This is a genomic window from Bradyrhizobium sp. BR 1433 (genome assembly GCF_051547665.1).
GTDB classification, from domain to species: Bacteria; Pseudomonadota; Alphaproteobacteria; order Rhizobiales; family Xanthobacteraceae; genus Bradyrhizobium; species Bradyrhizobium australafricanum.
The window spans coordinates 276,767-296,844 of the sequence record NZ_JBPUGG010000001.1 but is presented as its reverse complement, the minus strand read 5'-3'; the positions used below and the strand labels follow the sequence as shown (position 1 = coordinate 296,844).

The following is a 20,078-nucleotide window of genomic DNA, read 5'->3' as shown; positions in this document are numbered from 1 at the left end:
GGCCATCATGCCATCGTGGTTCCGTCAAGCGCTATTTGGAGCCCCCGATGACCGAACCCCTGCAGATTGGATTGCTCGTCTTCCCGAAGGTGACCCAGCTCGACCTGACCGGTCCGCTGCAGGTGTTCTCCTCGGTCCCCGGCGCCAAGGTGCATCTGATCTGGAAACGCATCGAACCCGTTCCGACTGATTCCGTCATGGTCCTGACGCCGACCACGACCTTTGCCGATTGCCCGCAGCTCGACGTGATCTGCGTGCCCGGCGGCTCCGGCACCGACGACATGGTCGGTGACGAGGAGATGCTGGCCTTCCTCCGCAAGCAGGCCGAGGGTGCGAAATACGTCACGTCGGTCTGCACCGGATCACTGGTGCTCGGCGCGGCCGGCCTGCTCAAGGGCTATCGCGCGACCACGCATTGGAGCTCGATTGATTTCCTGTCGGGCTTCGGGGCCATTCCGACCAGGACGCGCGTCTGCGTCGACCGCAATCGCTTCACCGGCGGCGGCGTCACCGCGGGCATCGACTTCGCGCTGACGCTGGTGTCGGAGCTCGTCGACCGCAAGACCGCGGAAGCGATCCAGCTCAGGCTCGAATACAACCCGGCCCCGCCGTTCAACGCGGGCTCGCCGGATACCGCACCGGCCGAGATCCTCGCTTTCATGAAAGAGCGGATCGCGCCGTCGCAGGCGCGCCGCGCCGACTTGATGGGCCGTGCCGCGGCACGGCTGTCCTGACCTGATCGCCGCAAAGAAAAAGGCCGCCCGGTTTCCCGAGCGGCCCTTCCTGTCTCACGGTAGCCTCACATTTGCGGGCGATTTCAGGACGTCTGTACCGGGGGCCTATCTCCCGGCCGCATCCAACTCGGAGGCCGCTGCACATCGGGACAGTCGCGATCTGGAGCCCGATCCGACGCGATGGTTTCCCATCTCCGTAAGATGGCCCTATTGAGCCGCGAACCCGCGCCCGGCGCAAGCGGGCAGCATCGGCTGCGGGCCATCTGTCCCCGCTGTTACCGTTGTTCACAGGCGCGCGCTTGCGCTGCCGGGCGCGTGTGCGATGCACGCGCGTCGTTACGCGCGTGCACGTCAGAACAACAATGCGTGAAAGTCAGCTTCCCGGCGTCCAGGCGTGATAGTCGCCAGTCGCCTTGGGCGGCGGCCGCTCGCCAGCGTCGAGCCGGACGGGCGGTAAGCCTGCGCGGTGCCGGTCAGGTTCGGCAGATGCGGCTTCTCCCATTCGCGCGCCTGGTAGCTCTGCTCGGTCGGCGGCACATCGACGGTGTGATGCAGCCAGCCGTGCCAGCCGGCCGGAATACGGGAGGCTTCGGCGTAACCGTTGTAGACCACCCAGCGACGCTCGAAATGCAGCGTCGGATCGATCTCACCACCCTTGGTGCGGTAATAACGGTTGCCCTGCTCGTCCTCGCCGACCAGTTCACCGAATCGCGAGGTCCACAATTGCGTGCCAAAGGTCTGGCCATTCCACCAGGTGAAGAATTTCAGCAGGAATTGTTTCATGCGTGGCCGGTCGTCGGTTCGAGACTATGCGGCTCTGATGCCACCTCATTCCCCAAATGTCCAGCCGCCGCCAAGGTAGCCCCGCACCCCTCGGACAGCCCCCGGTTTATGCACCCATTTGGCGACCAAATGACGCGCTCACGAGGAGTTTTGTTCAGCTGCCATACATGAGCCGCCGGCTACGCGAAGATGACCCACAATCAATGTGGAGCACGGGAACGTCCGACCACAGAGATGGTTAGACATTCACCGTTTTGATGGAGTCCAAAATGATCAATATGAAGGTTCTGAGCACCGCCGCGGCTCTGGCGCTTGCGCTGCCGTTGGCTGTGGCGCCGACCGTTTCGTTCGCCCAGTCTGCCGCACAGATGGGCGCGATGGGCGGCGGCGGCGGCCACGTTGGCGGCGGCGGTGGTGGTGGTGGCGGCGGCTTTGGCGGCGGCCGCGGAGGCGGAGGTGCCATGGGCGGCGGCGGTGGCGGCGGCTGGCACGGCGGCGGTGGCGGTGGTCACTGGGCCGGTGGTGGCGGCGGCGGTTGGCGCGGCGGTGGCGGCTGGCACGGCGGGTATCATCGTGGCGGCGGATTCTGGCCCGGCGCGGTGGCCGGTGCGGTCGTCGGCGGCGCCCTCGCCTCGGGCGCTTATTACGGCTCCGGCTATGGCTACGGCCCCGGCTATTATGACGACAGCTACGGCTATTACGATGAACCGTCTGTTGCCGTGGAGGTGCCGAATGGCGGCGCCAGCTACTGCGCGCAGCGCTACAGGTCCTACGATCCTGCCTCGGGCACCTATCTCGGCTATGACGGCCGGCGGCATCCCTGCCCGTAATGAAGGCCTGAATTCTTGATTGCAAAAGGGCGGCGCCAGCGCCGCCCTTTTTCATGTACGCAAGTCTTATGTGCGCAAGGCGACCGCGACGGCCGCGAACGTCACCACGAGCGCTGCGATGTCGCTCGTGCTGAGCGGCTCGCGCAGCATCGCCGCTGCCGCAAGCACGCCGACGACGGGGACCAGCAGCGTGCCGATCGACGCGGTCGCCGCCGGCAATCGCTCGAGCGCCGCAAACCAGCAGACATAGCAAAGGCAGAACTGGATCAGCGTCATGTAGATCATCGACGCCCAGCCGAACTGCGACAGCGCGGCGAGCTGCGGCTGCTCGATCATGATGCCGATGATTGCGATCGGCACGCAGCCGATCGCAAGCTGCCAGGCCGCGAGCGACAGCGGCGGCATCGCGAGCTTGAACGATTTGGTCAGCACCGTGCCGAGCCCGACGCAGACCGCGCCGGCGAGCGCGAACAGAATCCCCGGCAGCTTGCCGAGGCTTGCGTCGATGCCGCCGCCGCCGATCAGCACCGCGATCCCGGCGAGCGCCACCGCAAGCGCAAGCGCACGCGGCAGCGACACGCGCTCGCCGAGCACCGGCCAGGCCACCAGCGCGACCCACACCGGAATTGATATCCCGAGCACGGCCGCCTCGCTGGCCCGCAGCCAGATCAGCGCGAGGCCCATGGACGCGACCCAGCCGCCGATCGACAGTGTCGACACCAAAGCAAGCCGCAACCACATGCCGTCGGGCACGCGCAGCGTCTGTCCCCGCACCAGCGCGACCAGCCCGAGCGCAACCGCGCCGACCACGCCGCACAGCCCGCGCGAGGACAGCGGCGGCCACTCCGTGAGCAGGAACTTCATGATCGGGAAGTTGAGTCCCCAGCCGATCGAGGCGACCACCAGGAATGCGACGCCAAGCGGTGACAGCGGGGCGCGGCCGGCCATGGGAACTGCGGTCATGGACCTGTCGTAAAGGGGATGGACAAATACAGGTGATGTGTCACGGCTAGCTGGAAATCCGCTTGTCAGCAAACAGCATATGCATTCTATGATACAGACTTTCCGTCTAGGTTCCGCCTTAATTGACGAACAGGCCAAGCGAGTCGCCGGCACGCGAGGCCGTTAGAAAGAGGATGCATCGTGCCGAGCGTTCTCGTGGTTGATGACGACCCGATGGTGTGCGTTGCCATCGAGGTGTGTCTGCAACGCCAGGGCTTCGAGGTCACCGTCGCCGATGGCGGTGAAGCTGGCATGCGCGCGCTCGAGCAGGCCACCTTCGATGTCATGCTGGTCGACGTCTTCATGCCGCATATGCGCGGGTTCGAGGCGATCCGCGTCTTCCATGAGCGCGCCCCCGAAATTCCCGTCATCGCGATGTCGGGCTATGCCTTCGCCAATGCCGACCGCGCGCCGGACTTCCTGCGGATGACGATCGAGCTCGGCGCCTCCGCCTGCCTGCGCAAGCCGTTCACCCCGCAGGCGCTGATTGCCGCCGTTAACGAATGTCTTGCGAAGTATGCACCTTCCGCTCGTCTTTCGAAATAATTGCTCGTACTAATCGTCGATGGCTTCCCAGCGTCTCATTCTCGGCAGCGGCCTTGCGATCCTCCTCGTCATCAGCGCGGCGTCGATCGGGTTGGACGTCAAGTCGCGCAGCGAGATTGATTCGGTCGACCGCACGCTCAGCATCCTCAAGCGCATTTCGGACGCGCGTCAGCTGCCGCGCAGCGTCGAGAGCGCGGCGCGCGGTTTCGCGCTGACCGGCGATGCGTCCTTTGCCGACGAGTTTCGCGACCAGAGCGCAGCCCTCACCGCGGCCTTCGACGATCTGATGGCCGCGGTGACGTCGGCCCCCGAGGAGGCGCAGCTGATCACGGGCACCAGGGTCGAGGTCCAGCGTGCCATTGCGCTCGGCGCCGAGCTGATCAGGTTGCGCAGCGCGGGCGACACGGCCGGCGCCGCGGCGCTGGTCTCCGCGGGCGAGAGCCGCGCGCTGACCGACAAGGTCGGCGCGGCGCTCGACCGCCTGGTCACCGAAGAGCGCCGCCTGCTCCGGATTCGCACCGACCAGTCCAAGACCAATGGACGGCTGCTGCTGATGATCGATCTCGCCGGCGTGGCGATGATCCTGCTGCTCGCGATCGCGCTGACGCTGACGGCCCGGCGCGCCAGCCGCGAACTGCAGGGCGCGCTCAGCGCGACCAAGGCGACCAATCTGTCGCTCGAGGGCAAGGTCGCCGATCGCACCAAGGATCTCGGCGCCGCGCTCGAGGAGCTCCGCCGTTCCACCTCGGTGATGGAAACCACCTTCCGCACCATGGCGGAGGCGGTGCTGGTGATCGACAGCACCGGCACCGTGCTGCTGTCAAACCCGGCCGCCGAGAAGATGCTGCGCTACAAGCCGGGCATGACGGTCCGGCAGCTGCGCGCCATGAGCAACGTGTTCCAGTCCGACGGCGTCACGCCGATGCAGGCCGACGACATGCCGTCGGCCAGGACGCTGCGCGGCGAGGAATTCGACGGGCTGGAATTCGTCGCCAAGCCGGTGCGCGGCGCGCCGGAGATTCACCTCGTGGTTTCGGGCCGGCCGCTGCGCGACGGCGACGACACCATCACCGGCGCGGCGCTGATCTATCACGACATCACCGCCTCGCGCGAAACCGAGCACAAGCTGCAGCAGGCACAGAAGCTCGACGCCATCGGCAAGCTGACCGGCGGCGTCGCGCACGACTTCAACAACATGCTGACGGTCATCACCGGCACCACCGAGACGCTGGTCGACAGCCTGCGCGCCCAGCCGCAGCTCGCGAAAACCGCCGAGCTGATCGACCGCGCCGCCGAGCGCTGCCGCGAGCTGATCCAGCATCTGCTCGCCTTCGCCCGCCGCCAGCCGCTGGAGCCGCGCACCGTCGACATCAACGGCACCGTGGTCGACATCGCCAAGCTGCTGCGGCCGACGCTCGGCGAGCAGATCGAGATCAATTCGGTGCTGGCGCCCGATGTCGCCAGCGTCCATATCGATCCGTCGCAGCTTGCCAACTCGCTGCTCAACATGGCGATCAACGCCCGCGACGCGATGCCGAACGGCGGCAAGCTGCTGTTCGAGACCAGCAACATCGTGCTCGACGACGCCTATGCGGCTGTCAATCCCGACATCACGCCGGGCCGCTACGTGCTGCTCGCGGTCAGCGACACCGGCACCGGCATGTCGCACGCGGTGCAGGACAAGGTGTTCGAGCCGTTCTTCACCACCAAGGAAGTCGGCAAGGGCTCCGGCCTCGGCATGAGCATGGTCTACGGCTTCGTCAAGCAGTCCGGCGGACATATCAAGATCTACAGCGAGGAAGGCCACGGCACCACGATCAAGCTCTATCTGCCCCCTGCCCGCGGCCAGGTCGAGGTCGAGGCGCCCCCGCCGGAGCCGGTGCGGCGCGGCAGCGAAGTCATCCTGGTGGTGGAAGATGACCAGCTGGTGCGCAACTACGTGGTCACGCAGCTCGGCGCGCTCGGCTACAAGACCATCGCCGTGCCCGACGCCCGCGCCGCGCTGGCGCTGGTCGACAAGGGCGAGAAGTTCGACCTCCTGTTCACCGACGTGATCATGCCCGGCGGCATGAACGGCCGCCAGCTCGCCGACGAGGTGCAAAAACGCCGGCCCGGCATCAAGGTGCTCTACACCTCGGGCTACACCGAGAACGCGATCGTGCATCACGGCCGCCTCGACCAAGGCGTGCTGCTGCTGGCCAAGCCCTACCGCAAGGCGCAGCTCGCCAGCATGCTGCAGCAGGCGCTCGGCGAGTGATGTGAGCGCCCGATAGCGCGTGGCGCCTCGCTCGGATGGCCGCTCTGCGCGCTCCCCGTCATTGCGAGCGAAGCGAAGCAATCCATTTCGCCGCTTGTGGAGGCAGTGGATTGCCGCGGCGCTGCGCGCCTCGCAATGACGCGGTGAAAGAGAAGCGACTTACCTCGTCGCCAGCGCGACACCGGCGAGGGTGAACAGCAGCGCGACGATCTGGCTTGGCCCCAGCGGCTCGTGCAGTGCGACCGCGGACGCCACCACGCCGATGACAGGCACCGCCATGGTGCCGATCGCCGCCACCGAGGCCGGCAGGCGCGCGAGCGCGGCGAACCACGCGACATAGGCGACGCAGAACTGGATCAGCGTCGAATAGACCAGCAGCCACCAGCCGACGGTCGTGATGCGGTCGACATGCGTGGTCTCGATCATCATGCCGACGATCGCGATCGGCACGCAGCCGAGGCCGATCTGCCAGGCCGCGGCCGGGATCGGCGGCATCACCAGCGGATATTTCTTCGCCAGCACGGTGCCGAGCGCAAAGCCGAAGGCGCCGCCGAGCGCCATGATGATTCCCGGCAGCTTCTCCCGGCTTGCGCTGATGCCGCTGCCGCCCATGATCGCGGCGAGCCCCGCGAATGCCATCACCAGCGCGATGGTCCGCAGCAGCGTCGGCCGTTCGCCGAGCACCGGCCAGGCCAGCAGCGAGGCCCATACCGGCATGGTGTAGGCGATCAGCGCGGCCTCGCTCGCCGGCAGCCAGAGCAGCGCCAGCCCCATCAGCACCATCCAGCCGGTGACGTTGAGCGCCGCATACAGCACGAGCCGCGGCCACAGCCGGCTCTCGACATGCAGGCTCTGGGCGCGGATCAGCGCCAGCACCGCCAGCAGCACGGCGCCGATCACCCCGGTGGTGCCGCGCAGGGTCAGCGGCGGCAGCTCGCCGAGCAGGAACTTGGTGGACGGCCAGTTGAACCCCCAGCCCACCGAGGTGATGGCGAGGAACATCAGGCCGGCGGGCGCAAGGCGCGGCCGCGCGGAAGGCTTCTGGACTGTCATGGAACCCGGCAAGGGTGTGAAAAGGATGTGAGTTGGCCTCACCTTGCCCGCGATTTTGTCGCCCGACCATCACGGCTCTGACATGCCTGATCCGTACTTTGCCCGTAGGCCTACGTGAGTCCCCAAAATTCAATCCGGGACCGCGAATAAAAACTTCGCCTGTGAACAGCGGGGCGAAGCTCCGATCCACAGGCGATAGGAATATTTTTGGCTTGGGAATCCCTGAGGACTTACCGATAGTTGGCTCGATCACAGGCGCGGCACCGACCCCTGTTATCCCCCTCTTTCCACCATATTTAGTGTTTGATTCAGAAACTCGTACTAGTCCTTGACGGGCGTGACGGACATGGCCTAGCTTTCAACCTGTTCGGCGCGAGTGTGTTTGGGTCCCCGCCGGTCGCTCCCACAAGGGTTCCAAAATGACCACTCCGCCAGGCCTTCGGGCCGCGGGTGAAGGGCTTTTCTGCCCTGATTTTGGGGCACCGTCGGGACGTCAAACGGGCCGCGAAGGACCCGGAAACAGAGGCCGTAACCGGCCCGCGAAGAAGCGTACGCGTGACGTGTCGCGTGAAGCGTTTTGGGGCGTTGAATGCATGACCCGGAGCACCCGACCAGTCGGGCGCCGGGACGATGCCGCCGCAGGACCGGTCATACCGGCGCCCAGCGGATGAGAGAAAACAGGCCGGGTCCACCGGCTGAGCTGCGGATGACGGGAGGCGTGCTGACGCGTGTTCCGAAGTCCGCGAACAGACAACATTCCGGCACCTGCGGAGAACGCGGGGCCGGGCAGAAGAAGAGACGGGGCTCGACCATGCGAATCGAACGACGCAACACCACCAGCGGACAATCTCCCTACGCCGGGATCAATTTCCGCCTGACCACCTCAGAGATCCGCAATCCGGACGGCTCGGTCGTGTTCCGCGCCGAGAACGTCGAGGTTCCGGAATTCTGGTCGCAGGTCGCCTCCGACGTGCTGGCGCAGAAGTATTTCCGTAAAGCGGGCGTTGCCGCGCGCCTGAAGAAGGTCGAGGAAGAGACCGTGCCGTCGTGGCTGTGGCGTTCGGTGCCGGACACCGAGGCGCTGGCAGCGCTGCCCGAGAACGAGCGCATCGTCGGCGAGACCTCGGCCAAGCAGGTGTTCGATCGCCTCGCCGGCTGCTGGACCTATTGGGGCTGGAAGGGCGGCTACTTCTCTTCGGAAGAAGACGCCCTCGCCTTCTTCGACGAACTCCGCTTCCAGCTGGCAAAACAGATGGTCGCGCCGAACTCGCCGCAGTGGTTCAACACCGGTCTCCATTGGGCCTATGGCGTCGATGGCCCCGGCCAGGGCCATCACTATGTCGACTGGAAGACCGGCAAACTGACAAAATCGAAGTCGGCCTATGAGCATCCGCAGCCGCATGCCTGCTTCATCCAGGGCGTCGGCGACGACCTCGTCAACGAGGGCGGCATCATGGACCTCTGGGTGCGCGAGGCGCGCCTGTTCAAGTACGGCTCCGGCACCGGCTCCAACTTCTCGAGCCTGCGCGGCGAAGGCGAAAAGCTGTCCGGCGGCGGCCGCTCAAGCGGCCTGATGAGCTTCCTCAAGATCGGCGACCGCGCCGCGGGCGCGATCAAGTCCGGCGGCACCACGCGCCGCGCCGCCAAGATGGTCGTGGTCGACGCCGATCACCCCGATATCGAGACCTATATCGACTGGAAGGTGAAGGAGGAGCAGAAGGTCGCGGCGCTCGTCACCGGCTCCAAGATCAACCAGAAGCACCTCAAGGCCGTGATGAAGGCCTGCGTGAACTGCGAAGGCAGCGGCGACGACTGCTTCGATCCGGAGAAGAACCCTGCCCTGCGCCGCGAGATCAAGCTTGCGCGCCGCGCGCTGGTGCCGGACAACTACATCAAGCGCGTCATCCAGTTCGCCAAGCAGGGCTACAAGGATATCTCGTTCGACACCTACGACACCGACTGGGATTCGGAGGCGTATCTCACCGTCTCCGGCCAGAACTCCAACAACTCGGTGTCGCTGAAGGATGATTTTCTGCGCGCGGTGGAAACCGACGGTGACTGGAATCTCGTCGGCCGCACCACCAGGAAAGTCACAAAAACGCTGAAGGCCCGCGACCTCTGGGAGAAGATCGGTTACGCCGCCTGGGCGAGCGCCGATCCCGGCCTGCACTTCAACACCACGATGAACGACTGGCACACCTGCAAGGCGTCCGGCGACATCCGCGCGTCCAATCCCTGCTCGGAATACATGTTCCTGGACGACACGGCGTGCAACCTCGCCTCGGCCAACCTGCTGACGTTCTACAGCACGACCACCAAGCGGTTCGACATCGAGTTCTACGAGCATCTCTGCCGGCTCTGGACCATCGTGCTCGAAATCTCCGTCATGATGGCCCAGTTCCCGTCGAAGGCGATCGCCGAGCTGTCCTACGAATTCCGCACCCTCGGCCTCGGTTTTGCGAATATCGGCGGCCTGCTCATGACCATGGGCCTGCCCTATGACAGCAAGGAAGGCCGTTCGCTGTGCGGCGCGCTGACCGCTGTCATGACCGGCATCGCCTACAAGACGTCGGCGGAGATGGCGGCCGAGCTCGGCACCTTCCCGGGCTACAAGAAGAACGCCGCGCACATGCTGCGCGTGATCCGCAACCACCGCCGCGCCGCCCACGGCAACGCCGCCGGTTACGAGGCGCTCTCGGTCAACCCGGTGCCGCTCGATCACGCCTCCTGCCCGCAGGAAGACATCGTCGCGCATGCCAGGCTGGCGCTGGACGACGCGCTGGCGCTCGGCGAGGTCAACGGCTATCGCAACGCCCAGACCACGGTGGTGGCGCCGACCGGCACCATCGGCCTGGTGATGGATTGCGACACCACCGGCATCGAGCCCGACTTCGCGCTGGTGAAGTTCAAGAAGCTCGCCGGCGGCGGCTACTTCAAGATCATCAACCAGGCGGTGCCCTCGGCGCTGCGCGCGCTCGGCTATCGCGAGAGCGAGATCGCGGAGATCGAGGCCTACGCCGTCGGCCACGGCTCGCTGTCGAATGCGCCCGGCATCAACGCCTCGACCCTGAAGGCAAAGGGCTTCACCGATGAAGCCATCGCCAAGGTGGAAAAGGCGCTGCCGACCGCGTTCGACATCAAGTTCGCCTTCAACAAGTGGACGTTCGGCGAAGACTTCATCCGCGACCAGCTCGGCATCGGCGCCGAGGCAATCGCGGCCCCCGGCTTCGACCTGCTCCAGGCGGTCGGCTTCAGCAAGCGCGAGATCGAGGCCGCCAACGTGCACATCTGCGGCGCGATGACGGTCGAGGGAGCTCCTCACCTCAAGGCAGACGACTATGCGGTGTTCGACTGTGCCAACCCCTGCGGCAAAATTGGAAAACGCTATCTCTCGGTTGAGAGCCACATAAGGATGATGGCGGCCTCGCAGCCGTTCATCTCGGGCGCGATCTCCAAGACCATCAACATGCCGAACGACGCCACGGTGGAGGACTGCAAGTCCGCCTACCTGCTGTCGTGGAAGCTGGCGCTGAAGGCCAACGCGCTGTACCGCGACGGCTCAAAACTGTCGCAGCCGCTGAACTCGCAGCTCATCGCCGACGATGAGGACGAGGACGATGCGGTGGAAGCGCTCTACGAGAAGCCGATGGCGGCGCGTGCCGCCCAGGTCTCGGAGAAGATCGTCGAGAAGCTGGTCGAGCGCATCGTCGTGATGCGCGAGCGCGAGAAGATGCCTGACCGACGCAAGGGCTACACCCAGAAGGCGGTTGTCGGCGGCCACAAGGTCTACCTGCGCACCGGCGAATATGACGACGGAAGGCTCGGCGAGATCTTCATCGACATGCACAAGGAAGGCGCGGCGCTGCGCTCCTTCATCAACAATTTTGCGATCGCAGTATCCCTGGGTCTGCAATACGGCGTGCCGCTGGAAGAGTATGTCGACGCCTTCACCTTCACCCGCTTCGAGCCCGCAGGTCCCGTGCAGGGCAACGACTCGATCAAGTACGCGACCTCGATCCTCGACTATGTGTTCCGCGAGCTCGCGGTGAGCTACATGGCGCGCTTCGACCTCGCCCATGTCGATCCGAACGAAAGCGGCTTCGACGCGCTCGGCAAGGGCGTCGAGGAAGGCAAGGAGCCGGATGAGGCCCCCGCCCAGCACCAGGCGACAAAATATCTGTCGAAGGGCCTGACCCGGTCGCGCACCGACAACCTCGTCGTCATGCGCGGCGGCTCGGCCGCGGTGAGCCAGGGCGCCGACAACGCGCCCGCCGGCAACCGCGTCACCGCGCTCGCCTCCCACGGCGCAACCTCGCGCGGCGCCTCCGACACCGTCGAAGGCGCGGTCGCCCTGAAGCAGGAAGTCAGCCACGACCTCTCGCCGACCGAGAAGCTCGAGGCGCTGAACTGGAGCAAGCCCGGCACCGCCGCAGCCGCCGCCCCCAGCAAGGCCGAGCGTCGCGCCGAAGCGAAGGCCAAGGGCTACGAGGGCGAGATGTGCTCGGAGTGCGGCAACTTCACCCTGGTGCGGAACGGCACGTGCATGAAGTGCGATACTTGCGGAAGCACGACGGGGTGTTCGTGAGGCGAAACGCCTGGAATGCCGCAGTGAGAGACATAGTACGTTCTTGACGATTCTTCAGTCGTAGCCAGCGACATGCGCTAGCTACGACTTTTTTGTCTCAACGGAGTAATTTCGACAAGCGAGGAAAAGGCGACAATGCTTTTCTCGGAGCGGTTTCAGATAACAAAATCGGTCGACGACACCTGGTTCGATCCAATACTCTTCACTGATACAAAGCTTTTCATCGACCCCTTTCTAATTTTCGACAAGGAGAGCGACGATGAATTCAGAGACAGTCATGCCGAAGTCGTTCAGTTCTTCGACTTCATTTTCAAGTTGATTGCGCAGAGCGACGGAAAATCATCGTCACCTCACTGGAAGCAAGCGACAACTCTCCTCGAATTGGGAGAGGTATATGAGCTTTGCATCGGGTATTCTGGAGTCGGGATGCGCGGCTCAGGGTCCGGCCGCGGCCTTGCCACGCAGATGGCCAAGGGACTTCTTTCTGCTGTCCGGCAAGGGATAAAAAAGCTCGAGCACTTCGAAGAAGTGCAGATATTCGAGGAGCGCATCGGCGCCGATCGAATAAGCGATGCTACCGCGGGAATATTGCGAGATCGGTTAGCAAAATACACAGAACGAATAGCTAAACGGCACGAGTTACCTACGCAGGAGGTTCGATACCTGCGGGCCTTCTTTGACATATCAAAAGGACGGTGGCAGGCAGCGCGATACGCTCTACCATTGAATCCATACACCAACCATCCCATTCTGTTGATACCTGAAGACTACTTGCGGTCCCTACCTACAATCAATCCGGCCGACTTCTGGGACTATTGCTTTGACACGCAAAACGAAACAATCCGCCGCGAATTCGGAAGCGACATAACGAAGAATGTGGACAAGGCGACGATCATTGACCTTGCACGACGACATCCAGAACTCCGAGAAAAATACATCAAGGCCAAGGAGGTCGAGGGCAGCGAACCCTACAATTTAAGGACCGATCCCCACGGCTATTATCAGCCGTATCTCGCGGCACGAGGCTGGGCGGGTAACAATCTTATCCAATGCCTGATTTCATCTTCGGACGATCTGTTCAAATCTGTTCTTCAGTTTGCTAACCAGTACAAGAATTATGTCGAGAACAACGAAGGGTGGCGGCTTCTCTGGAACGACGATAGGACGCCTAAGCACGAAATAGCCTTTCAAGCACTGTTTTCAGGCGTGGTTATTCCATATTGCCAAGCCAACAACATCGACATTTCCAAGGAAGCCAACATTGGTCGCGGCCCCGTCGATTTTAAATTTTCCCAAGGCTATTCGAGTCGAGTTTTGCTTGAGGCTAAGCTCGCGAGCAATTCGAAATTTTGGTCCGGCCTCTCAAAACAGTTGCCCATGTATTTGAAGGCGGAACAGATTGATAGAGGCATATTCCTGGTGGCTTGCCAGCGTGAGGCAGACTTCAGACGCGTTGCAGGCATCATGTCTATCGCGCAGGAAGTCAGCACTGCTGCAGGCGTTCAAATCGAAGTGGTAGCAATAGATTGTCTGTACGGCCCCCCATCTGCTTCAAAGCTCTAGCAAGCGTAGGGCAGATTAGCGAAGCGTAATCCGCCCTTTTGCTAGCTAAGATCGCGGCGGGTTACGCTTCGCTCACCCGCCCTACTCGCTGACGGTCAAATCGGCACCGTCTACCGCGAGGCATGGGCGCGCCTCTCGAGAAGCAGCGTGCGGTCGGCGATGTCCTTTAATTCGAACGCCTGGGAGTTCGAGGAACGCGACGGAGCCGTTGTCGGGGTCCGCGGCAAGGCGATGGGTTTCACTGAGATGATGCTTCAGCCAGGTCCGCTGCTCCCTGAGCAATTGCGCGTGCGCCTCGCCCTTCGAGCTGACGAGAAGGGCTTGATAGGCGGCGTTGAGCCTCGTGTCCCACTGGTCGATTTCGGTCCTGCCGCAATCGAGCATCTTCGTTGACACCCCTTCGGCCTTGTCCATGCACGCATCATACGCGGCGCTTTGCTGCGCGCGGACCGACAAGGTCCCGAGCACGAGCATGGCCGCAACGACGACAAGCCTCCGCGAAAGCATCACCACGTCCAAATCACCCTGCCTGCGTCCTTCGAAAAGCGTCGCCGTACAAAGCATCCCTGGCAGAGCCTGGACCCGACGGCCGACGTTGCCTACGCCGGCAGCACGATCACCTTCGTTTTGACGGGCGTTCGCGAATAGAGGTCGATCATGTCCTGACTGAGGAGGCCGGTACAGCCGCTCGTAATGCCGTTCCCGATCGTTTCGGGGTGCTGGTGCTATAGATCGTGTAAAGCGTGTACACGCCATTCTGGTAGAGGTAGAGCACGCGCGCGCCAAGTGGATTGTCGAGACCTCCCGGCATGCCGCGAGCATATTTGCCCGCCTCCGGCTGGCGCGCGATCATCTCCTTGGGTGGCGTCCAGGTCGGCCATTCGGCTTTGCGCCCGACATAAGCCTCCCCGCTCCACCGGAACCCATCGCGACCGACATTGGCGCCATAGCGGGTCGCGTTTCCTTCGCCTTCGATGCGGTAGACATAGTATTTGCCGGGATCGACGATGATCGTCCCGGGCGCCTCAGCGCTGTCGTACTTCACTGTCTTGCGAAAATATTTCGGATCGACCTTGCTGACGTCGATCGCGGGGATCGGGAATTTCTCGTCGGGCACGGGCCCGTAGACCTTCTGTGCCTCGGCCAGGCTCATGTAGTCGGATGCACAACCGGCCAGGCTCAGTGCGGCGAGACCGGCAGCAGAACCGGCCAGAAACGCCCGGCGGTTGAGAAGCCGCGACGAAGGCCCAGGCAGAGCGCCCTCGCCCATCGCGCCGGCGTCGGCAAGTCCACGGTCCATCATCATGATTTCGGATCTCCCCTTGTCCCGTTGCGCGGCCGGAGCAGACTTTGGCATACAGCAGAAGGGAAAAGAAAAGTTCTTCGTCATTGTCCGAGGTTGACCAACAGACGGTCTTGTGAATCCTCCCCGGGAACAATGCGAGAACTTCGGCGGGTTACGCCTTCGGCTAATCCGCCCTACGCGATGGCAACAACTGATTGATCACGTTTCTATGCGATTGATCTGCGGCGCTTTGTCGGACCAAATTAGTATGGAATTACCGCCCCACCACCCTGCCGCATTCCATGCGGAAAATGAATCGAAGGTGAAAACCCAATGAGACGCGTTGTCCAGGCTTCGCTCGGACTCCTCGCATGGAGCATTCTCCAAACCTCGCCCGCATCCGGCCAGCTCAAGGGCAACGCCGACAACATTTGTCGGAACGGATATTTCCCGCGCGAGAGCACCGAGTACAGGCTGGCGAAGATCAAAGGCGCAGCCGGCGACAGGATCTATTTCCGCGGCGATGGCAACGAGCGTTGCCCCGACGACCAAGCCTGTCGTCTGAAAACTTATGTCGTTCGCAACGATGAAGTCATTGTTTCCCGGACGTCAGGCAAGTTCGCATGCAGTTGGTTTCAACCTCGCAAGGGCACTGAGACGGTCGGCTGGATCGAGATCGAAAGTCTTGCGTGGCAGGAGGACATACGACGACCGGCAGAACGGGATTGGCTCGGCGAATGGCGTGCCTACGACAACGTCATTCGCATCTCGAAATCGAAAGAGGCAGGTCAGCTGGCCATCAAGGGCGAGGCCATTTGGGGTTCGGGCAGCCGCACCCATTCCGGCGAGCTTGATTACGAAGCAAAACCTTCAGGCGATAAGATGAAATTTGGTGACGGGACGGACGAACTCGACTGTCAGGTCACCATGCAGCTCGTCGGCAAGTTACTGGTTGTCGGCGACAACCTCCATTGCGGCGGGACAAACGTCTCATTTTCAGGTGTCTACCAAAAGAGACCGACGCGATGAGCATCTCGCAGCTCGAAGGGCGGATTAGCGCAGCGTAATCCGCCTTCGTCGCGGTAACGCCGAGCGGCGGGACGAAATCGACCCGTTGCGGACGTAGATGGGTCGGCCATAATGTCTTCTTTTCAAGGCAATTCGGTCGGAGGCGAGATGGTCGATCCGTGGCCCGCAGATGCAAAGTTTCAAATGGGTGACTATGCCGCCAAGAAGGGGCGAGCATCATGGCGCGGTCGAATTGTTGGTTGGTATCGTACGGATTTGACCAGGCTCGGATATGCGATCGAGAGCTACTTCGAGCCCGGCTCGGTGCAGATTTACCCGGAGACGGCGATCGACGCATGGCAGCCGCCGGCCTTGGAACGTGAGTGACCGATTCTCACCCTCCTGCGACCTTCGGAACGTCCGCGCTAACCCCGCCACCTCGGCGCGCCATCGCAAGCGTCACGGCGTCATTGCAATCGATCGGTCAGGCGTCGTCAGCCACACGCAACGTGATCCGCGTCAATTCAGAGGGGCGGCCGAGCCGCAAGGCAAAGCCGGGCCATAGCGCGGTGCCGTTGTTGACGTAGAGCGTCATCCCGTCGACGTCGTAGCGGCCGGAGACGAAGCCGGCGTTGGCGCGCGCGGCGAGGCGATCGATCCCCAGGATCAATCCGCCATGGGTGTGTCCGGAGAGTTGCAGGGCGACGCCGAGCCGGGCTGCCTTTCGTGCGTCGCTCGGCTGGTGGTCGAGCAGGACGACGGGCGCGCCTTTGGGTGCGCCGTCGAGAACCGCGGCAAGGTCGCGGATGGAATGCCCCCGGTGGCGCGACGCGCGGTCGGTAATCCCTGCGATCACCAGGCGGCCGCCGCCGCGTTCGAGCACGATGTGCCGGTTCTCGAGCGAGCGCAGGCCGAGCGCTTCGTAATGCGCCATCCACCCGTCATAGCCGAAGATATATTCGTGATTGCCCGAGATCACGTAGACGCCATCGGCGGCCATCAGGTCGCGCAGCGGCGCGATGTCGTTGCGCCGCGCATCGATGGTGCCGTCGATCAGGTCGCCGGTGATCGCGATCAGGTCGGCGCCGAGCTTGTTCGATCGCTCGACCACGGCGCGCGCCCATGGCGCAGGAAACAGCCGGCTGATGTGCAGATCGGTCAGTTGCAGCATGGTGTAGCCGTCGAACTGCCGCGGCAGTGCCCGGATGCCGACCTCGACATCCCTGAGCGGCGGAATGCGCATCGCCTGATGGACGCCGATCGCGGCGGCTGCGGCCGCGAGCGCAGCAAGCGCATAGCGGACGCCGTCGGGCGCGCCGACGAAGCCGCCGTGGATCAGCGCGGCCACCAGCAGCCCGGCATCGAGCGCCAGTTGCAGCAGCGCCAGCAGCATGATCGCGCCGAACGCCCAGTTGAACAGGACGACCACCGGACGCGGAAACTCCGGCGAGAATTCCGATCCCGACGACAGCCTGTTCCAGCGGTGAAACTGCAAGGCGACCAGCACCAGCAACGCGGCGACGATCTTTGCCGCGAGCGGCCAGTCGAGCGGCCAGATGAAGCGGGCCAGGATCAGCAGGCTGGTCAGGCCGAAAATGAGCTGGGGAATAGGTTTCGCTCCGGATCGGATCGGTTAAGGCTGTGCAGGTCGGCGCCCAGCGAAGGTAGGGTGGATCGGCCGCGCGCGTAAGCCGCCATCATCAGCACATCTTCGGCAAGTTGCGCTTCGCGGAAACGTCCTGCGCGCACACGGCCGCCGCCCCGCAAAGCCGAAGGCCACGTTGAAGCTTTGGTTGAGGTCCCCAGGCGCCTCCCCGCATAGACATCACCAGCCGCTCCTTCGGAAATAGAACTTGAACGTCGCTCAATTTTCGCCACGGCCGCAATCGTCTGGGGGCTGACGCGTCGATCCTCCGATGGCGGCGGTCGGGCATCATCTCGCCACTCGGCTGCAGCGTGATGGGTTTCGCGGAGTTTATCATCGGGCCGCGCGCTGCGCGGACCCGTTGGCTCTACATCCTACGCTGCCCCTACACTGTCGGGTTCGGCAGATTGACCCACACTTTCGAGCGGCTGCGAGCGCCCGGGTTATTTCGGAATAATGGAAAAGTACCGCTGATTTGCCCGACGCGTCAAGTCGTACTTCGGAGTGCCGGCGGCAACCTACTTTGCATGGGGTTGTTTTCGATATTTTGGGTGGGCAGCTCTGCTTCCTCGATCGCATCGGGCGGATTGACCGGCGTGGCGACCGCATCCATATGCATCTGCATGAACCGGCTGCTCCCCGCCGTTTCGCACCCACCCGGACACAGCCAAATACCATCGGCTCCCCGTCCCTAACGCTCCGGAGTCGCCGTGGCCGCCCTCTCCATACTCGATCTCGTCCGCGTCACCGAGGAAACCGACGCGCGCGGCGCGCTCTATAACGCGCGCGATGTCGCTCGCCATGCGGAGGCTCTCGGCTATCGCCGCATCTGGGTGGCGGAGCATCACAACATGGCGGGCATCGCCAGCGCCGCGACGTCGGTCGTGATCGGGCACATCGCGGCGGGCACCAAGACCATCCGGGTCGGCGCCGGCGGCATCATGCTGCCCAACCACGCACCTTATGTCATCGCCGAACAGTTCGGCACGCTGGCGCGGCTGTTTCCGGACCGCATCGACCTCGGCCTCGGCCGCGCGCCGGGCACCGACCAGCTCACGCTGCGCGCTCTGCGCCGCACGCCGGAATTGGCCGAGAACTTTCCGCAGGACGTGCTTGAGGTGCAGGCTTTCCTCGCGGCGGCCGGTCCCAACCAGCGCATCCAGGCGGTGCCGGCCGCCGGCACCGACGTGCCGCTGTGGATTCTCGGCTCGAGCAATTTCGGCGCGATGCTGGCTGGCGAGCTCGGCCTGCCCTACGCGTTCGCCTCGCATTTTGCCCCCGAGCTCTTGATCCAGGCGCTGCAGATCTATCGCGCCCGCTTCAAGCCGTCGGAGCAGCTCGATCGTCCCTACACCATGGTCGGCGTCAACATCATCGCCGCCGACACCGACGAGGAGGCGCGGCGGCTGGCGACCACGCAGCAGATGTCGTTCACCAACATCTTCCGCGGCGCGCGCGGCCTCAGCCAGCCGCCGATCGACGACATCGAGAGCTACTGGTCGCCGTCGGAGAAGGTGCAGGCGATGCGGATGCTCGCGCGCTCCATCATCGGCTCGCCCGCGACGGTGCGCGCCGGCATCGACGCGCTGGTCGCGGAGACCGGCGCCGACGAGCTGATGATCGTGTCCGACGTCTATGATCACCAGAAGCGGCTGCGATCGTTCGAATTGATCGCCAAGGCCGGCGGGATCGCGCCGCAGACGTAAACCTGCAGGATGGGTGGGATCACTTCGGCGCACCGGCGGGCGCCTGCGATTGCGCGAGCTGGCCCAGCGTCACGCTCAGCGAATTCGGCGCATTGTCCCGCAGCATCGAAAGCTTGACCGAACTGCCCGGCGCTCCCGCATAGACCTTCTTGGTCAGTTCGTTGGCGCTCTTGATCGGCTCGTCATTGACCGAGGTGATCACGTCGCCTCGCCTCAATCCGGCCTTCGCCGCCGGACCGCCGGTCTGCACGCCGACCACGACCGCGCCGTGCAGATTGTTCGCACCTAAGCTTTCGGCAATGCCGGGGGTGATCGATTGAATCTGGGCGCCCATCCAGCCACGCGTGACCGTGCCCTTGTCCTTCAGCTGCGGGATCACCGTCTTCACGGTATCCGCGGGTATCGCAAACGCGACACCGACCGAGCCGCCGGAGGGCGAGAAGATCAGGCTGTTCACGCCGATCACCTCGCCATGCGTGTTGAAGCTCGGCCCGCCAGAATCGCCGCGGTTGATCCGCGCGTCGATCTGGACGAAATCTTCCGACGACCCGGTCTCCAGGTCGCGTGCACGCGCCGAGACGATCCCCGCGGTGACGGTGTTTCCGAGGCCGAATGAATTACCTGCCGCGAGCACCCAATCGCCGGTGCGCGGCGCCTGATCCGCGAGCTTGACATAGCTGAAGTCGGTCCGCCCATCGACCTTGAGCAGGGCCAGGTCGCTGACCGGATCCTTGCCCAGGACTTTCGCCTTGTAGACCTTGTTGTCGCTGGTGCGGACATCGGCGCGGTCGCTGCCGCCGAGGACGTGATTGTTCGTCACTGCGTAGCCGTCCGCCGAGATGAAGAAGCCCGAACCGATCGAGGTCATCTCACCCAACTTCGGCACATTGCCCGGTCCGCGCCTGCCAGGATTCGGAACAGCCCTCCCTGGCGTGTCCTGATCGGGCGAGCCGTCCGGCCCGAGAGAACCGCCGGGGGAGTCTACCGGGAGACTCGCCTGGAGAAGAGTCGTCGTCATCCGCCGCTGCCGCCACCTTGGCGTTGACGCCAATCACGGCCGGCCCGACCTTCTCCGCAAGGT

General features: G+C 63.9%; 15 protein-coding genes and 2 pseudogenes. 9 read left to right on the top strand and 8 right to left on the bottom strand.

Annotation, left to right across the window (positions count from 1 at the left end; all coding sequences use genetic code 11):
* Positions 1-47 precede the first annotated feature (47 nt).
* The gene (locus ACSKB9_RS01520; protein ID WP_438071279.1) at positions 48-734 is read left to right on the top strand and encodes a DJ-1/PfpI family protein; all 687 of its coding nucleotides are present in this window, start codon (positions 48-50) and stop codon (positions 732-734) included.
* Positions 735-1,107: 373 nt separating this feature from the next.
* On the opposite strand, the pseudogene ACSKB9_RS01515 reads toward ACSKB9_RS01520, so the two are convergent.
* Positions 1,108-1,517, bottom strand: a pseudogene (locus ACSKB9_RS01515) (NADH:ubiquinone oxidoreductase subunit NDUFA12).
* A gap of 269 nt (positions 1,518-1,786) precedes the next feature.
* On the opposite strand from ACSKB9_RS01515, the gene ACSKB9_RS01510 reads away from it, so the two are divergent.
* Positions 1,787-2,347: a BA14K family protein gene (locus ACSKB9_RS01510; protein WP_438071277.1), complete on the top strand. Its 561-nt coding sequence runs from the start codon at positions 1,787-1,789 to the stop codon at positions 2,345-2,347.
* A 66-nt stretch (positions 2,348-2,413) separates the two neighbouring features.
* Here the strand turns inward: ACSKB9_RS01510 and ACSKB9_RS01505 are convergent, their stop codons facing one another.
* The gene (locus tag ACSKB9_RS01505; protein WP_438071275.1) at positions 2,414-3,310 is read right to left on the bottom strand and encodes a DMT family transporter; all 897 of its coding nucleotides are present in this window, start codon (positions 3,308-3,310) and stop codon (positions 2,414-2,416) included.
* Positions 3,311-3,490: 180 nt separating this feature from the next.
* Between ACSKB9_RS01505 and ACSKB9_RS01500 the strand changes: the two genes are divergently transcribed.
* Positions 3,491-3,895, top strand: a complete 405-nt coding sequence (locus tag ACSKB9_RS01500; protein WP_028332273.1) for a response regulator — start codon at positions 3,491-3,493, stop codon at positions 3,893-3,895.
* 19 nt (positions 3,896-3,914) lie between these two features.
* Positions 3,915-6,152, top strand: coding sequence for a CHASE3 domain-containing protein (locus ACSKB9_RS01495; protein WP_438071273.1), 2,238 nt, complete (start codon positions 3,915-3,917; stop codon positions 6,150-6,152).
* A gap of 159 nt (positions 6,153-6,311) precedes the next feature.
* Here the strand turns inward: ACSKB9_RS01495 and ACSKB9_RS01490 are convergent, their stop codons facing one another.
* Positions 6,312-7,205 (bottom strand): DMT family transporter, encoded by an 894-nt coding sequence (locus ACSKB9_RS01490; RefSeq protein ID WP_438071271.1) that lies wholly within the window; start codon positions 7,203-7,205, stop codon positions 6,312-6,314.
* 811 nt (positions 7,206-8,016) lie between these two features.
* Between ACSKB9_RS01490 and ACSKB9_RS01485 the strand changes: the two genes are divergently transcribed.
* Both ACSKB9_RS01485 and ACSKB9_RS01480 read left to right on the top strand, forming a co-directional pair.
* Positions 8,017-11,790: a vitamin B12-dependent ribonucleotide reductase gene (locus tag ACSKB9_RS01485; protein ID WP_438071270.1), complete on the top strand. Its 3,774-nt coding sequence runs from the start codon at positions 8,017-8,019 to the stop codon at positions 11,788-11,790.
* Positions 11,791-11,925: 135 nt separating this feature from the next.
* On the top strand, positions 11,926-13,353 hold the full coding sequence (locus ACSKB9_RS01480; RefSeq protein WP_438071269.1) for a hypothetical protein: 1,428 nt from the start codon (positions 11,926-11,928) through the stop codon (positions 13,351-13,353).
* 81 nt (positions 13,354-13,434) lie between these two features.
* On the opposite strand, the gene ACSKB9_RS01475 is transcribed toward ACSKB9_RS01480, so the two are convergent.
* Complete coding sequence (locus tag ACSKB9_RS01475; protein ID WP_438080017.1) at positions 13,435-13,866, bottom strand: lysozyme inhibitor LprI family protein; 432 nt, start codon at positions 13,864-13,866, stop codon at positions 13,435-13,437.
* Positions 13,867-13,952: 86 nt separating this feature from the next.
* A pseudogene (locus ACSKB9_RS01470) lies at positions 13,953-14,659 on the bottom strand (L,D-transpeptidase).
* 312 nt (positions 14,660-14,971) lie between these two features.
* Here ACSKB9_RS01470 and ACSKB9_RS01465 point away from each other — a divergent pair.
* Together ACSKB9_RS01465 and ACSKB9_RS01460 are read left to right on the top strand one after the other, a co-directional pair.
* Positions 14,972-15,667 carry a hypothetical protein gene (locus tag ACSKB9_RS01465; protein ID WP_438071268.1) on the top strand — a complete coding sequence of 232 codons (696 nt, stop codon included), beginning with the start codon at positions 14,972-14,974 and terminating at the stop codon, positions 15,665-15,667.
* Positions 15,668-15,778: 111 nt separating this feature from the next.
* Complete coding sequence (locus ACSKB9_RS01460; protein ID WP_063790162.1) at positions 15,779-16,033, top strand: hypothetical protein; 255 nt, start codon at positions 15,779-15,781, stop codon at positions 16,031-16,033.
* 97 nt (positions 16,034-16,130) lie between these two features.
* Here ACSKB9_RS01460 and ACSKB9_RS01455 read toward each other — a convergent pair whose 3' ends face one another.
* Together ACSKB9_RS01455 and ACSKB9_RS01450 are read right to left on the bottom strand one after the other, a co-directional pair.
* Positions 16,131-17,255, bottom strand: a complete 1,125-nt coding sequence (locus tag ACSKB9_RS01455; RefSeq protein WP_438080015.1) for a metallophosphoesterase — start codon at positions 17,253-17,255, stop codon at positions 16,131-16,133.
* 523 nt (positions 17,256-17,778) lie between these two features.
* Positions 17,779-17,916: a hypothetical protein gene (locus tag ACSKB9_RS01450; RefSeq protein WP_438071266.1), complete on the bottom strand. Its 138-nt coding sequence runs from the start codon at positions 17,914-17,916 to the stop codon at positions 17,779-17,781.
* A gap of 85 nt (positions 17,917-18,001) precedes the next feature.
* Between ACSKB9_RS01450 and ACSKB9_RS01445 the strand changes: the two genes are divergently transcribed.
* Positions 18,002-18,997 (top strand): LLM class flavin-dependent oxidoreductase, encoded by a 996-nt coding sequence (locus ACSKB9_RS01445; protein ID WP_438071264.1) that lies wholly within the window; start codon positions 18,002-18,004, stop codon positions 18,995-18,997.
* A gap of 19 nt (positions 18,998-19,016) precedes the next feature.
* Here ACSKB9_RS01445 and ACSKB9_RS01440 read toward each other — a convergent pair whose 3' ends face one another.
* Entirely contained in the window at positions 19,017-19,883 is an 867-nt protein-coding gene (locus tag ACSKB9_RS01440; protein ID WP_438071262.1) for a S1C family serine protease, read from the bottom strand.
* Positions 19,884-20,078 lie beyond the last annotated feature (195 nt).

Excerpts from the sequence above, each read along its gene's own strand:
- ACSKB9_RS01520 (WP_438071279.1), top strand. The coding sequence starts at position 48 with ATGACCGAACCCCTGCAGATTGGATTGCTCGTCTTCCCGAAGGTGACC.
- ACSKB9_RS01510 (WP_438071277.1), top strand. The coding sequence starts at position 1,787 with ATGATCAATATGAAGGTTCTGAGCACCGCCGCGGCTCTGGCGCTTGCG.
- ACSKB9_RS01505 (WP_438071275.1), bottom strand. The coding sequence starts at position 3,310 with ATGACCGCAGTTCCCATGGCCGGCCGCGCCCCGCTGTCACCGCTTGGC.
- ACSKB9_RS01495 (WP_438071273.1), top strand. The coding sequence starts at position 3,915 with ATGGCTTCCCAGCGTCTCATTCTCGGCAGCGGCCTTGCGATCCTCCTC.
- ACSKB9_RS01490 (WP_438071271.1), bottom strand. The coding sequence starts at position 7,205 with ATGACAGTCCAGAAGCCTTCCGCGCGGCCGCGCCTTGCGCCCGCCGGC.
- ACSKB9_RS01485 (WP_438071270.1), top strand. The coding sequence starts at position 8,017 with ATGCGAATCGAACGACGCAACACCACCAGCGGACAATCTCCCTACGCC.
- ACSKB9_RS01480 (WP_438071269.1), top strand. The coding sequence starts at position 11,926 with ATGCTTTTCTCGGAGCGGTTTCAGATAACAAAATCGGTCGACGACACC.
- ACSKB9_RS01465 (WP_438071268.1), top strand. The coding sequence starts at position 14,972 with ATGAGACGCGTTGTCCAGGCTTCGCTCGGACTCCTCGCATGGAGCATT.
- ACSKB9_RS01460 (WP_063790162.1), top strand. The coding sequence starts at position 15,779 with ATGTCTTCTTTTCAAGGCAATTCGGTCGGAGGCGAGATGGTCGATCCG.
- ACSKB9_RS01450 (WP_438071266.1), bottom strand. The coding sequence starts at position 17,916 with ATGCAGATGCATATGGATGCGGTCGCCACGCCGGTCAATCCGCCCGAT.